At 69.8% G+C, this 12,431-nt stretch carries 12 protein-coding genes; 5 read left to right on the forward strand and 7 right to left on the reverse strand.

Going from position 1 to position 12,431, the window contains the following annotated elements; translation table 11 throughout:
* The first annotated feature begins 47 nt into the window (after window positions 1–47).
* From E3U26_RS10190 to E3U26_RS10200, 3 genes are all read left to right on the forward strand, one after another.
* Window positions 48–500, forward strand: a complete 453-nt coding sequence (locus E3U26_RS10190) for a hypothetical protein (RefSeq protein ID WP_072461061.1) — start codon at window positions 48–50, stop codon at window positions 498–500.
* A gap of 107 nt (window positions 501–607) precedes the next feature.
* Window positions 608–1,207 carry a superoxide dismutase gene (locus E3U26_RS10195; RefSeq protein WP_036750350.1) on the forward strand — a complete coding sequence of 200 codons (600 nt, stop codon included), beginning with the start codon at window positions 608–610 and terminating at the stop codon, window positions 1,205–1,207.
* 121 nt (window positions 1,208–1,328) lie between these two features.
* Window positions 1,329–1,775 (forward strand): copper chaperone PCu(A)C, encoded by a 447-nt coding sequence (locus E3U26_RS10200; protein ID WP_243783594.1) that lies wholly within the window; start codon window positions 1,329–1,331, stop codon window positions 1,773–1,775.
* Here E3U26_RS10200 and E3U26_RS10205 read toward each other — a convergent pair.
* Window positions 1,772–2,413, reverse strand: a complete 642-nt coding sequence (locus E3U26_RS10205; protein ID WP_072461059.1) for an arylesterase — start codon at window positions 2,411–2,413, stop codon at window positions 1,772–1,774. The two genes, E3U26_RS10200 and E3U26_RS10205, sit on opposite strands and share 4 nt — an antisense overlap.
* Window positions 2,410–4,833, reverse strand: a complete 2,424-nt coding sequence (locus E3U26_RS10210; RefSeq protein WP_499104781.1) for a heavy metal translocating P-type ATPase — start codon at window positions 4,831–4,833, stop codon at window positions 2,410–2,412. The genes E3U26_RS10205 and E3U26_RS10210 overlap by 4 nt, the downstream gene beginning before the upstream one ends.
* Window positions 4,834–5,260: 427 nt before the next feature.
* Between E3U26_RS10210 and E3U26_RS10215 the strand changes: the two genes are divergently transcribed.
* Window positions 5,261–5,845, forward strand: coding sequence for a L,D-transpeptidase (locus tag E3U26_RS10215; RefSeq protein ID WP_072461056.1), 585 nt, complete (start codon window positions 5,261–5,263; stop codon window positions 5,843–5,845).
* Window positions 5,846–6,943 carry a tRNA 2-selenouridine(34) synthase MnmH gene (mnmH, locus tag E3U26_RS10220; protein ID WP_276241701.1) on the forward strand — a complete coding sequence of 366 codons (1,098 nt, stop codon included), beginning with the start codon at window positions 5,846–5,848 and terminating at the stop codon, window positions 6,941–6,943.
* Window positions 6,944–6,961: 18 nt separating this feature from the next.
* On the opposite strand, the gene E3U26_RS10225 is transcribed toward mnmH, so the two are convergent.
* The 5 genes from E3U26_RS10225 to E3U26_RS10245 form a co-directional block, all read right to left on the reverse strand.
* Entirely contained in the window at window positions 6,962–7,765 is an 804-nt protein-coding gene (locus E3U26_RS10225; RefSeq protein WP_072461054.1) for a purine-nucleoside phosphorylase, read from the reverse strand.
* Window positions 7,749–8,714: an ABC transporter permease gene (locus tag E3U26_RS10230; RefSeq protein ID WP_276241702.1), complete on the reverse strand. Its 966-nt coding sequence runs from the start codon at window positions 8,712–8,714 to the stop codon at window positions 7,749–7,751. Before E3U26_RS10230 ends, E3U26_RS10225 begins: the two co-directional genes overlap by 17 nt.
* The gene (locus E3U26_RS10235; RefSeq protein ID WP_036750330.1) at window positions 8,714–9,808 is read right to left on the reverse strand and encodes an ABC transporter permease; all 1,095 of its coding nucleotides are present in this window, start codon (window positions 9,806–9,808) and stop codon (window positions 8,714–8,716) included. The genes E3U26_RS10230 and E3U26_RS10235 overlap by 1 nt, the downstream gene beginning before the upstream one ends.
* A gap of 61 nt (window positions 9,809–9,869) precedes the next feature.
* Window positions 9,870–11,441 carry an ABC transporter ATP-binding protein gene (locus E3U26_RS10240; RefSeq protein ID WP_499104783.1) on the reverse strand — a complete coding sequence of 524 codons (1,572 nt, stop codon included), beginning with the start codon at window positions 11,439–11,441 and terminating at the stop codon, window positions 9,870–9,872.
* Window positions 11,442–12,428, reverse strand: a complete 987-nt coding sequence (locus tag E3U26_RS10245; protein WP_036750325.1) for a BMP family lipoprotein — start codon at window positions 12,426–12,428, stop codon at window positions 11,442–11,444.
* Window positions 12,429–12,431 lie beyond the last annotated feature (3 nt).

Consider the following 12,431-nt stretch of genomic DNA (forward strand, 5'->3'; position numbering starts at 1 on the left):
CGGCAGGGCGGCGTATGGATGGGGGTGAAAGCCACCCGGTTGATTCCATGCGTCCCGCCCTGCCTCTGCCCATTCTTCTGGCCGGCCTGATTTTGCCGGTTCCCGCCGCCATGGCGCAGGACTGGGGGCAAGAGCCGCCGGTGGTGATGATGTGCCAGATCATCGACCACAGCGGCACCGGCTGGGTGCCCGAATTCATCATGATGACCCGCCAGACCTCCGGCCCGCGCCAGGGCCGGATCGAGGTTTTCGACCCGATCCTGCAACGCATCCTCGGCCAGCCGATCGAGGCCAGGATCACCGCCGACGACCGCACCAGCCGCACCTATGGCTGGGCGCTGGCCGGGGTGCGCAATGCCTCGGGGCAGCGGACCGAGCGGCTGGACTACCGGCTGACGGTGCAAAAGGCCGATGGCAGCGCGCTGGTGACGGCGACGGCGCTTGGCTATGACAATGTCATGACCGGGACCGGGGCCTGCGGCTCGCCCGGCGGGGGATAGGGCAGGAACCCGCGCCGCCTTGAAGGCGTTTAGCGGCCGACAGGGCTTTTCCCCGACTGGCTCCTGTGCCAGAACACAATCCGAAACCGTTGGAAAGGAAATCGAAAATGGCCTTCACGCTTCCCGATCTTCCCTATGCTCACGACGCGCTGGCCGCTGGCGGCATGTCCAAGGAGACGCTGGAATACCACCACGACAAGCACCACAAGGCCTATGTCGACAAGCTGAACGAGCTGATCGCCGGCACCGAATGGGAAGGCAAGAGCCTCGAGGACATCGTCAAGGGCACCTACCAGTCGGGGGCCGTGGCGCAGAACGGCATCTTCAACAACGCCAGCCAGCATTGGAACCATGCCCAGTTCTGGGAAATGATGGGCCCGAACCCCGGCGCCATTCCGGGCGAGCTGGAAAAGGCCCTGACCGAAGCCTTCGGTTCGGTGGACGAGTTCAAGAAGAAATTCGCCGAGGCCGGCGTCGGCCAGTTCGGCTCGGGCTGGGCCTGGCTGGTCAAGGACAAGGACGGCAGCCTCAAGGTCACGAAGACCGAGAACGGGGTGAACCCGCTCTGCTTCGGCCAGACCGCGCTGCTGGGCTGCGACGTGTGGGAACACAGCTATTACATCGACTTCCGCAACGCGCGGCCGAAATACCTGGAAAACTTCCTCGACAAGCTGGTGAACTGGGAAAACGTGGCCTCGCGCCTCTGACCCCGGCAAGACGCCGCATCAAGGCCCGCCCCGTTCGGCGGGCCTTTTCCATGGCGGGCGGAATCGGGTTGCGGCGGGGCGCATCCGGCGCCAGGCTTTGCCCGCTGCGCAAGGAGACGAGATGAAACCGCTGCTGCCCGCCCTTTGCCTGGCCCTGATCCCCCTTGCCGCGCCGGCCCAGGATGCGGCGCTGGTCGTCCGTGACGGCTATGCCCGCGCCGCCAATCCGCGCTCCGGCGCCGCCTTCATGGTGATCGAGAATCGCGGCACCGAGGCCTGCACGCTTTCCTCGGTCGCCTCGGACGCGGCCGAGCGCGTCGAATTGCATACCCATCGCGACGAGGGCGGCGTGATGCGGATGGTCAAGGCGGATCCGATCCGCATTCCCGCCGGCAGCCGGCACGCGCTGGCGCGGGGTGGCGATCATGTGATGCTGATGGGGTTGAAGCAACCGCTTGCGGATGGCGACCAGCTGGCGCTGACGCTGGACTTCGGCCCCTGCGGCAGGGTCGAAACCCGCCTGCCGGTGGATAACAGGCACATGCCCGGACCCGCTGCGGGGCATTAGCGCCGGCCTTCGGCCTTTTCGATCAGCGCCTCGACCTTGGGGCCCAGCGATTGCACGATCAGCCCGACGCCTTCGGCCGAGGCATGCAGCCCGTCGGCTTGCAGCATGGTCCTGTAGCCTTCGTCCGGCAGGTCGAAAAGCGGCTGATACAGGTTCTCCATCAGCAGCGCGTCGTGCTGCGCGGCCATGCGTGGCCAGATCCCGGCCCAGTCGCGGCTCAGCGGCTCGTCATGGTCGGGCGAGGCGATGCCGACCAGCAGCAGCGGCCGGCCGGTCTTGCCGGCCTGGCCCAGGATCGAATCCAGGTTGTCCTCGACCATGGCGGGGGAAAAGCCCATCAGCAGGTCGTTGCCGCCCAGCTCGACGATCACCGCGTCGGGCTTGTGGCGGGCCAGCGAATAGCCGATCCGCACCCGCCCGCCGGCGGTGGTGTCGCCCGAAAGCCCGCCGTTCAGCACCAGCACGTCATGGCCGCGCGCCCTTAGCCAGTCCTGCAATTGCGGCACCAGCCCGTGCTTGCGCGGCAGGCCGTAGCCCTCGGTCAGACTGTCGCCGAAGGCCAGGATGCGCAGCGGCGTCGCCGCCGCCATCGGTGCGGCCGCAAGGGCCAGGATCAGGACAAGGGCTTTCAGCTTCATACGGCACGCCTCAATCGCAACGCGTTACTGACCACGAAGACCGAGGACAGCGCCATCGCCCCGGCCCCCAGCATGGGTGACATCTGCGGCCCGCCAAAGGGCACCAGCGCCCCCATGGCCACGGGAATCAGGGCCACATTGTAACCGAAGGCCCAGAACAGATTCTGCCGGATGTTGCGCATGACGCTGCGTGACAGGCGGATGGCCCGCGCCACGCCCATCGGATCGCCGCCGACCAGCACCACCTCGGCCGATTCGATGGCGACGTCGGTGCCGGTGCCGATGGCGATGCCGGTTTCGGCCGCGGCCAGCGCCGGGGCGTCGTTGATGCCGTCGCCGACAAAGACCGTGCCCGGCCCCATCTCGCGGATGGCGGCCAGCTTGCCCTCGGGCAGCACGCCCGCGGTCACGCGGTCGATGCCCAGCTTGCGGCCCACCGCCTCGGCCGTGGCCTGCACGTCGCCCGAGATCATCTCGGTTTGCAGGCCGAGCGCGTGCAGCTCGGCCACGGTCTGGGCCGCCTCGGGGCGGATCGGATCGGCCAGCGCCATGGCGGCGGCGTGCCGGCCGTCCACGGCCAGATGCACCGGGGTCGCGCCGTTCGCCGCCCAGCCTTCGGCCGCGGCGATCAGGACGGGGGCGGCGGGAATGCCCGCCTCGGCCAGCGCGGCGGCATTGCCGATCAGCAGCGCGCGCCCCTCGACCCGCGCCGAAAGCCCGCGCCCGGCATTGGCCGCGACCGCCTCGGCCGGGGGCAGGTCCAGCCCCTTGTCCCGCGCGGCGCCGACGATGGCGGCGGCCAGCGGATGCTCGGAACGCGACTCGGCCGCGGCGGCAAGGCGCAGGGCGTCCAGGGGGGCGATGTCCTCGGCCTCGATGGCGGTCAGGGCGGGGGCGCCCTGGGTCAGTGTGCCGGTCTTGTCGAAGCCGACGATGCGCGCCTCGGCCAGCCTTTGCAGCGCATCGCCGCGCCGGAACAGCACGCCCAGCTCGGCCCCGCGCCCGGTGCCGACCATGATCGAGACCGGCACCGCCAGCCCCATGGCGCAGGGGCAGGCGATGATCAGGACCGAGATCGCCGCAACCAGTGCCTGTCCCAGCGCGCCGGTGAAGATCATCCACAGAACGAAGGTCAGCAGCGCCAGCCCCATCACCAGCGGCACGAAGACCGCGGTGATGCGGTCGACCAGCGCCTGCACCGGCAGCTTGGTGGCCTGCGCGTCCTCGACCATGCGGATGATGCGGGCGAGCACCGTGTCGCCGCCGGTCGCGGTCACGCGATAGGCAAGCGCCGCATTGCCGTTCACCGTGCCGCCGGTCACGGGATCGCCGGGCTGCTTGGCGACCGGCACCGGCTCGCCCGTCAGCATGGATTCGTCCACCGCGCCGCTGCCCTCGGTCAGCACGCCGTCCACCGCCACCCGCTCGCCGGGGCGCAGATGCACGATGTCGCCGGGGCGCAGCTCGGCCACCGGGACTTCCACGATCTGGCCGCCGCGTTCCACATGGGCGCTGTCGGGCGCAAGTTCGATCAGCCGGCGGATGGCGTCGCCGGCCTGGCCCTTGGCGCGCGCCTCGAGCCAGCGGCCCAGCAGGATCAGCGTCACGATGACGGCGGCGGCCTCGAAATAGACATGCACCGAATCCGGCGGCAGCACGCCCGGCGCAAAGGTCGCCACCGTCGAATAGAGCCAGGCCGCCGAGGCGCCAAGCGCGACCAGGCTGTTCATCTCGGGCGCGCGGCGCATCAGCGCCGGAAAGCCGATGCGGAAGAACATCCGCCCTGGCCCGGCCAGGACCGCCGTGGTCAGCAGGAACTCCAGCACCCACAGCGTGCGCTGGCCAAGCGCCATGTGCAGCCAATGGTGGAAGGCCGGGAAGGCATGGCCGCCCATCTCGGCGACAAAGACCGGCAGGGTCAGCGCAAGGGCGATCAGGAAGTTGCGCTTCAGCGCCGCCGCGTCGCCGCCATGGTCGTGCATGTGATGGCCGGCCTCGGCCTGCACCTGCGCCGGATAGCCCTTGGCGGTCACGGTGTCGGCCAGCGCCTGCGGCGCGACGGCGGGGGAATGGCGGATGGTGGCGCTGGCGGTGGCCAGGTTCACCTGCGCCGAATCCACGCCGGGCAGCGCGGCCAGCGCCTTTTCGACCCGGCCCACGCAAGAGGCGCAGTTCATGCCCTCGATCGCCAGGCGGGTTTCAAGCGGCTCGGCCGGGTAGCCGGCGCTTGCCAGCGCCTCGACGGCGCGGGGCAGGGCCTCGGGCGCGGCCAAGCGGAAATGCGCCCGGCCGGTGGCCAGGTTGACCCGCGGCTCCTCAACCCCCGGCACGGCGGCCAGCGCCTTTTCGACGCGGGTCACGCAAGAGGCGCAGCTCATGCCCGAGACGGTCAGCTCGGCATCGTTTGGGTGATGTTTCATCGTTTTGTCCTGTCAGAATGGCGGAAAAGACGCGATTCAGACAGGGTGGGGCGGGGCCTGCGGATGTTGCGGCACATGGTGCAGGCCGGGCTGCCGGGGCGGCCCCTCGCCCGGCGCGGGGCGCCAGCGCAGCGGGTGGCCGTCGCCCGCCAGCACGGGGCGGGCCAGGCGCGGACGGGCCGCGACATGGCAGCGGCAACCGCGCCCGCCCCGGCCCCGGCACAGATGCGGGGCGCGCGTGGGCGCGCGGCGCGGCGGGCGGCGGATGGAGGCACAGGTCGCGCAGGTCATGGCAGGCGGTCCTTTCCCGATGCAAGCTAGGCACGTTTGCCGCGCGTTTCAACCGCGTCACGGCGCTTTGAGTTGATCCCGGACGCCCAAGCGGTTAGGCGCATGGTCAAGAAACGCAAGGATTCAGGACGGACAGATGAACCGCAGACAGATGCTGATGGCCGCCTTGCCGCTGGTGGCCGCGCCTTCGCTGGTTTTCGCACAGGGACAGGCGCAGCCGGCGGCGCTGACCACCCAGGCCGAGCCCAAGCGCGACCCCTATGCCCCGACCGAGGTCTCGATCCGCAACGATTTCGAGGTCGGCAGCATCGTCGTGGTCTCGAAGGACTTCTTCCTCTACCACGTCGTCGCTCCGGGCCGGGCGGTGCGCTATGGCGTCGCCGTCGGCAAGGCCGAGCTGGTCTGGAAGGGCCGCGCCACCGTCGGGCGCAAGACCGAATGGCCCAGCTGGACGCCGACGCCGGCGATGATCAAGCGCAATCCCGGCCAATATGCCCGCTGGGCCGACGGCATGCCGGGCGGCCCCGGCAACCCGCTGGGCGCGCGGGCGCTGTATCTTTACGACGCCAAGGGCAACGACACCTCGATCCGCATCCACGGCACGACCGAGCCCAATTCGATCGGCCGCGCCGTCTCGAACGGCTGCATCCGCATGCGCAACGAGGCGGTGATGGACCTGTTCGAGCAGGTGCCGATCGGAACCCCCGTCTACGTCTACTAGGTGGACATCCGACTGACATCGCTGTCGGACCCGGCGCTGTCCGGGTTCGATACCGTCATCGATACGCGCTCGCCTTTGGAATATGCCGAGGATCACCTGCCGGGCGCGATCAACCTGCCGGTGCTGTCCGACGAGGAGCGCGCGCAGGTCGGCACGATCTACAAGCAGGTCTCGCCCTTCGACGCCCGCAAGCTGGGCGGCGCCATGGTCGCCGCCAATGCCGCGCGCCATATCGCCGGGCCGCTGGCGGGGCTGGGCGGCGGCTGGCGGCCGCTGGTCTATTGCTGGCGCGGCGGCCAGCGCTCGGGCGCCTTTGCCGGCATCCTGTCGCAGATCGGCTGGCGCGTCGGGCGGCTCGAGGGCGGCTACAAGGCCTGGCGGGCGCTGGTGGTGGCGCGCGTGGCGGCGCCCGTCGCCGCGCCGGTGCTGGTGCTGGACGGCAATACCGGCAGCGCCAAGACCGAGATCCTGGCGCGGCTTGCCGCGCGCGGCCATCAGGTCGTCGACCTGGAGGGGCTGGCGAACCACCGCGGCAGCCTGTTCGGCGCCATGCCGGGCGGCCAGCCGTCGCAGAAGCGCTTCGAAAGCCGCCTTGCCATGGCGCTGGAGGCGCTGGACCCCGCCCGGCCGCTGCTGGTCGAGGCCGAAAGCTCGCGCATCGGCGATCTGAACCTGCCGCGCGGCATCTGGCAGGCGATCACCGCGGCGCCGCGCATCCGCCTGGCCGTGCCGGTCGAGGCCCGCGCCGCCTATACCGCCCGCGCTTATGCCGAGACCTGCGCCGACCCCGAGGCGGTGGCACGGATCGTGGGCCTGTTGCGCCCGCTGCACCCGGCCGACCGGATCGAGGGCTGGCTGCGCATGATCGACGTGGCCGACTGGGGTGGATTGGCCGAGGGGTTGATGCGCGACCACTACGACCCGCGCTATGAAAAGCACCGCGCGCGTCATGACGACGGGCGCGGGCCGGTGGTGGCGCTGGACGGGCTGGAAGACCTGGAAGCCGCCGCTTCGGCGGTCGAGGCGGTGCTGGTCGGGCTTGACCCTGCCAGGCCGGCGCCGGTGGCGCGGCCGGCGGCCTCCGGCGGGGATATTTGAACACGAAAGAAGCCGGGGTCAGGCGCCCTGGGCGAGAAAGCGGCGCAGGATGCGTTCCAGCTTGGCCGCACCCAGGGGTGCCATGGCCTTGGTGTGTTCATGGCTGATCGATTCGTCCGAGAGCCCCGCGCCCATATTGGTGATGACCGAGACGGCGGCGCAGCGCAGGCCGAGGAAGCGCGCCAGGATCACCTCGGGCACGGTGGACATGCCGACCGCATCGGCGCCCAGGATGCGGGCGGCGCGGATTTCGGCCGGGGTTTCGAACGAAGGCCCCGAGAACCAGCAATAGACCCCCTCGGGCAGCGCGATCCCCTCGGCCTCGGCGGCGGCTTTCAGCCCGGCGCGGATGCCTGGGTCATGGGCTTCGGTCATCGGCACGAAGCGCGCCTCGGACGGCTCGCCGATCAGCGGGTTGGTGCCGGCGAAGGCGATGTGGTCCGACAGCAGCATCAGCGAGCCCGGCGGCATCGCGGCGCGCAGGCTGCCGGCCGCATTGGTCAGGATCAGACGCTCGGTGCCGAGCGCCTTGAGCACCTCGAGCGCGGGGCGCATGACATCGGCGCGGCCGGATTCGTAGTAATGCGCCCGCCCGCCGAGGACCGCGACGCGCCGGCCCTCCAGCGCTCCGACGACTAGTTGCGGCACATGGCCCGACACCCCGGCATGGGGAAAGCCCGGCAGGTCGGAATAGGGAATGGCCACGCCCTCGACCGCCGCCGCCAGATGCCCGAGGCCGGAGCCGAGGACCAGCCCGTATTCCGGCGGCGCCGCGCCGGCGCGGTCGCGGATCAGGCGGGCGAGTTCAGCGTTCCTTGACATAGGGCTCTCCTCCCGCACGCGGCGGTATGGCGCGGCCGACGAAACCGGCCAGGATGACGACGGTCAGGATATAGGGCAGGGCGTTCATGAACATCGAAGGCACGGTGACGAAACCCAGATCCAGGTTCGGAAAGCGGTTCGCCACCGCCTCGAGCAGGCCGAAGAGGAAGGTCGCCCCCAGCGCCCCCCAGGGCCGCCACTTGGCAAAGATCAGCGCCGCCAGCGCGATGAAGCCGCGCCCGGCGGTCATTTCCTTGACGAAACCGGCCGAGATGCCGGTGGCGAGATAGGCCCCGGCGATGCCGCACAGCACACCGCAGATCATCACCGCGGCAAAGCGCAGCCGGACAACCGAGACGCCGGCGGTATCGACCGAGGCCGGGTTCTCGCCCACGGCGCGCAGCCGCAAGCCGAAGCGGGTGCGGTAAAGCACCCACCAGGTCAGCGGCACCATGGCGAAGGCGACATAGACCAGGACGGTGTGGCCCGAGACCAGCTCGGCATAGATCGGCCCGATCACCGGCACCGGGCGCAGGCTGTCGGCGAAGGGCAGGGTGATCTCGCCGAAGCGCGCCGCGCCGGAAAGCGAGGGCGTGCGCCCGCCCAGCCCGAAGATCTTCTGTCCCAGCAGCACCGTCAGCCCCGAGGCGAGGAAGTTGATCGCCACGCCCGAGATCAGCTGGTTGCCGCGAAAGCCGATCGAGGCCAGCCCGTGCAGCCCGGCCATGGCCGCCGCGCCGGCGATGCCCGCCAGCAGCCCCAGCCAGGCGCTGCCGGTGGCATAGGCGACCGAGGCCGAGGCGAAGGCCGCCATCAGCATCTTGCCCTCGAGCCCGATGTCGAAGACCCCGGCGCGTTCCGAATAAAGCCCGGCCAGGCAGGCCAGCAGCAGGGGCGTCATCAGCCGCACCGCCGAATCGAGGATCTGGATCAGCGTCGCGAAATCCATCACGCCCCCTTTCGGCGCAGCGCCGCGAACAGCCGCTCCAGCGGCATGCGCACCATGTTGTCGAGCGCCCCGGTGAACAGGATCACCAGCGCCTGGATGACCACGATCAGCTCGCGCGGGATCGAGGTCCACAGCGCCAGCTCGCCCCCGCCCTGGTAGAGGAAACCGAAGAGCAGCGCCGCCAGCAGCACGCCAAGGGGATGGTTGCGCCCCATCAGCGCCACGGCGATGCCGATGAAGCCGGCGCCCTCGACCGCGTTCAGCACCAGCCGCTCGGCCTCGCCCATGACGTTGTTGACCGCCATCAGCCCGGCCAGCGCGCCCGAGACCAGCATGGCCAGCACGGTGATGCGTACGGGCGAGATGCCGGCGTAAAGCGCGGCGGGCTCGGACTTGCCGAAGGCGCGGATCTCATAGCCCAGCCGCGTGCGCCAGATCAGCAGCCAGACCAGCAGGCAGGCGGCGATGGCCAGAAAGAAGGTGACGTTGGCGGGGGTGTTGCGGCCCCATTCGACGCCCAGCCCCAGCGCCATCTCGGAAAGCTTCGGCAGATGCGCCGCCTCGGGGAAACGGGCCGAGGCCGGGTCCATGCTGCCCACCGGCCGCAGCACGTTCACCAGCATATAGTTCAGGGCCGCGGCGGCGATGAAGTTGAACATGATGGTGGTGATGACGATATGGCTGCCGCGCCGGGCCTGCAACCAGGCCGGGACCAGCGCCCAAAGCGCGCCGAACAGCGCCGCCCCCATGGCCGCCGCCGGCAGCGCCAACGCCCAATGCGGCCAGGGCAAGGCCAGCACCACCAGCGCCACGCCCAAGCCCCCCATGGCGGCCTGCCCCTCGCCGCCGATGTTGAACAGCCCCGCATGATAGGCAACCATCACCGCCAGGCCGGTAAAGACGAAATTCGTCGTGTAATACAGGGTGAAGCCCCAGCCATAGCTGGACCCCAGCGCGCCCTGCACCATCACCTTCAGCGCCTCGGCCGGGCTTTCGCCGATGGCCAGGATCACCAGCGCCGAGATGGCAAAGGCCAGCACCAGCGAGATCAGCGGCGTCAGGATCACATCCGCCCATTTCGGCATTCGCTCCATCAACCCGCCTCTCCCGGCTTTCTCCGTTTTCCAAATACCCCCGCCGGAGGCATGCGACGCCTCATCCCGCACTGCCGCCGGCATCGGCGCGCGCCGGTTCCGCCCCGGCCATCAGGCAGCCCAGGTCGCCGGTCGTCGCCTCGGCGGGCAGCCGCTCGCCCATGATGCGGCCGTCGAACATCACCAGGATGCGGTCGGACAGCGCCATGATCTCGTCCAGCTCGACCGAGACCAGCAGCACCGCGCGGCCGGCGTCGCGCAAGGCGACGATGCGCTTGTGGATGAATTCGATGGCGCCGATGTCCACCCCGCGCGTCGGCTGGCCGATCAGCAGCAGCTCGGGGTTGCGCTCGACCTCGCGCGCCACCACGATCTTCTGCTGGTTGCCGCCCGAGAAGCTTTTTGCCGCAAGGTCCGGGTTCGGCGGGCGGATGTCGAAACGCTGGATCTTGCCCATCGCATCGGCGCGGATGGCGGCATTGTCCATCAACGGGCCGCGCTGGAACTCCGGCGCATGGTGATAGCCGAAGGCGATGTTTTCCCAGGCGGTGAAATCCATGATCAGCCCCTCGGCCTGCCGGTCCTCGGGGACATGGCCGATGCCGGCGCGGCGGCGGGCGCGGCCGTCGGCCCCTGGACCCTGCAGCGGCAGGGGCCGGCCGCCAAGCCGGATCTCGCCCTGCAGCCTTGCCCCCGCCTCGGGAAAGCCGCCCAGGATCTCCAGCAGCTGCGTCTGGCCGTTGCCGGCGACGCCGGCGATGCCCAGGATCTCGCCGGCGCGGATCTCCAGGTCGATGCCGCGCAGCCGCTCGACGCCCTCGGCATCGACCATGCGCAGGCCCCGCACTTCCAGGACCGGGGCGCCGGGCCGGGCGGGGGGCTTGTCCACCCGCAGCAGCACCTTGCGGCCCACCATCAGCTCGGCCAGCTCGGCCGGGCCGGTCTCGGCGGTCCTGACCGAGGCCACCATCTCGCCCCGCCGCATGACCGAGACATTGTCGGTGATCTCCATGATCTCGCGCAGCTTGTGGGTGATCAGGATGATGGTCTTGCCCTCGTCCTTGAGCCCGCGCAGGATGCGAAACAGGTGGTCGGCCTCGGCGGGGGTCAGCACGCCCGTCGGCTCGTCCAGGATCAGGATGTCGGCGCGGCGATACAGCGCCTTCAGGATCTCGACCCGCTGCTGGTGGCCGACCGACAGCTCCTCGACCAGCGCGTCGGGATCGACCTGCAAGCCGTATTCGGCCGCCAGCCGCTTCAGCTCGCCGCGCGCCCGCGACAGCGAGGGGCGCAGCAGGCGGCCGTCCTCGGCGCCCAGGATCACGTTTTCCAGCACGGTGAAGTTCTGCACCAGCTTGAAATGCTGGAACACCATGCCGATGCCGGCGCGGATCGCGGCCTGGCTGTCGGCGATGGCGACGGGCTTGCCGCCGACCAGGATCTCGCCCGCGTCGGGGCGATAGAAGCCGTAGAGGATCGACATCAGCGTCGACTTGCCGGCGCCGTTCTCGCCGATGATGCCGTGGATGGTGCCGCGCGGCACCACCAGGTCGATGTCCCTGTTGGCCTGCACCGGCCCGAAAGCCTTGGAGATCCCGCGCAATTCGATCGCCGGGGCGGGCGTGGCCGTCATTCACTGCACCGGGCAGGTGTTGTCGGCCATGTAGTCGTGAACCGTGATCTCGCCCGCCTCGATGGCCTTGGCGGCGGTATCGATGGCGCCGGCGATCTCGTCCGAGATCAGCGGCTTGTTGTTCTCGTCCATGGCCAGCGACACCCCGCCCGAGGCCAGGTCCATGACCCTCACGCCCGGCTCGACCTCGGTCCCGGCCTTGAAGGCCTCGTAGACGGAATTGTCCACGCCCTTGACCATCGAGGTCAGCACCTTGCCCGGATGCAGGTGGTTCTGGTTGCTGTCCACGCCGATCGACAGCACGCCGGCATCCGCCGCCGCCTGCAGCACGCCGATGCCGGTGCCGCCCGCCGCGGCATAGACCACGTCCGCGCCTTGCGAGACCTGCGCCTTCAGCAACTCGCTGCCCTTCACCGGGTCGTTCCAGGCCGCCGGCGTGGTGCCGGTATAGTTGATGATCAGCGTGCCGTCCGGCCGGGTGGCCTTGAAGCCCTGGGCATAGCCGCATTCGAACTTGTGGATCAGCGGGATGTCCATGCCGCCGATGAAGCCGACCGTGCCCGATTTCGACGCCAGCGCCGCCGCCACGCCGGCCAGGTACGAGCCCTGCTCTTCGGTAAAGACCACGGATTGCACATTGGGCTGCTCGACCACCATGTCGATGATGACGAATTTCGTGTCGGGATAGTCCGGCGCGATCTTGGCCAGCACCTCGCCAAAGGCAAAGCCGGTCATCACGATGGGATTGGCCCCGGATTGGGCCAGCCGGCGCAGGGCCTGTTCGCGCTGCGCCTCGGATTGCATCTCCAGTTCCTTGTAGGTGCCGCCGGTCTCGGCCTTCCAGCGCTCGGCGCCGTTATAGGCGGCCTCGTTGAAGGATTTGTCGAACTTGCCGCCGAGGTCGAAGATCAGCGCCGGATCGGCCAGGGCCGCGACGGGCAGCAGGGTCAGGCAGGCGCCGGCGAGCAGGGATTTCATCAGGGACATGTC

Origin of the sequence: Paracoccus ferrooxidans (genome assembly GCF_029909815.1) — a bacterium.
GTDB lineage: Bacteria > Pseudomonadota > Alphaproteobacteria > Rhodobacterales > Rhodobacteraceae > Paracoccus > Paracoccus versutus.

Bases quoted from the DNA above. Each gene is read 5' to 3' on its own strand.
- E3U26_RS10200 (WP_243783594.1), top strand. From the start codon at position 1,329: ATGAAACCGCTGCTGCCCGCCCTTTGCCTGGCCCTGATCCCCCTTGCC.
- E3U26_RS10240 (WP_499104783.1), bottom strand. From the start codon at position 11,441: ATGACGGCCACGCCCGCCCCGGCGATCGAATTGCGCGGGATCTCCAAG.
- E3U26_RS10210 (WP_499104781.1), bottom strand. From the start codon at position 4,833: ATGAAACATCACCCAAACGATGCCGAGCTGACCGTCTCGGGCATGAGC.
- E3U26_RS10225 (WP_072461054.1), bottom strand. From the start codon at position 7,765: ATGTCAAGGAACGCTGAACTCGCCCGCCTGATCCGCGACCGCGCCGGC.
- E3U26_RS10195 (WP_036750350.1), top strand. From the start codon at position 608: ATGGCCTTCACGCTTCCCGATCTTCCCTATGCTCACGACGCGCTGGCC.
- E3U26_RS10205 (WP_072461059.1), bottom strand. From the start codon at position 2,413: ATGAAGCTGAAAGCCCTTGTCCTGATCCTGGCCCTTGCGGCCGCACCG.
- E3U26_RS10230 (WP_276241702.1), bottom strand. From the start codon at position 8,714: ATGGATTTCGCGACGCTGATCCAGATCCTCGATTCGGCGGTGCGGCTG.
- E3U26_RS10235 (WP_036750330.1), bottom strand. From the start codon at position 9,808: ATGGAGCGAATGCCGAAATGGGCGGATGTGATCCTGACGCCGCTGATC.
- E3U26_RS10190 (WP_072461061.1), top strand. From the start codon at position 48: ATGCGTCCCGCCCTGCCTCTGCCCATTCTTCTGGCCGGCCTGATTTTG.
- E3U26_RS10215 (WP_072461056.1), top strand. From the start codon at position 5,261: ATGAACCGCAGACAGATGCTGATGGCCGCCTTGCCGCTGGTGGCCGCG.
- E3U26_RS10245 (WP_036750325.1), bottom strand. From the start codon at position 12,428: ATGTCCCTGATGAAATCCCTGCTCGCCGGCGCCTGCCTGACCCTGCTG.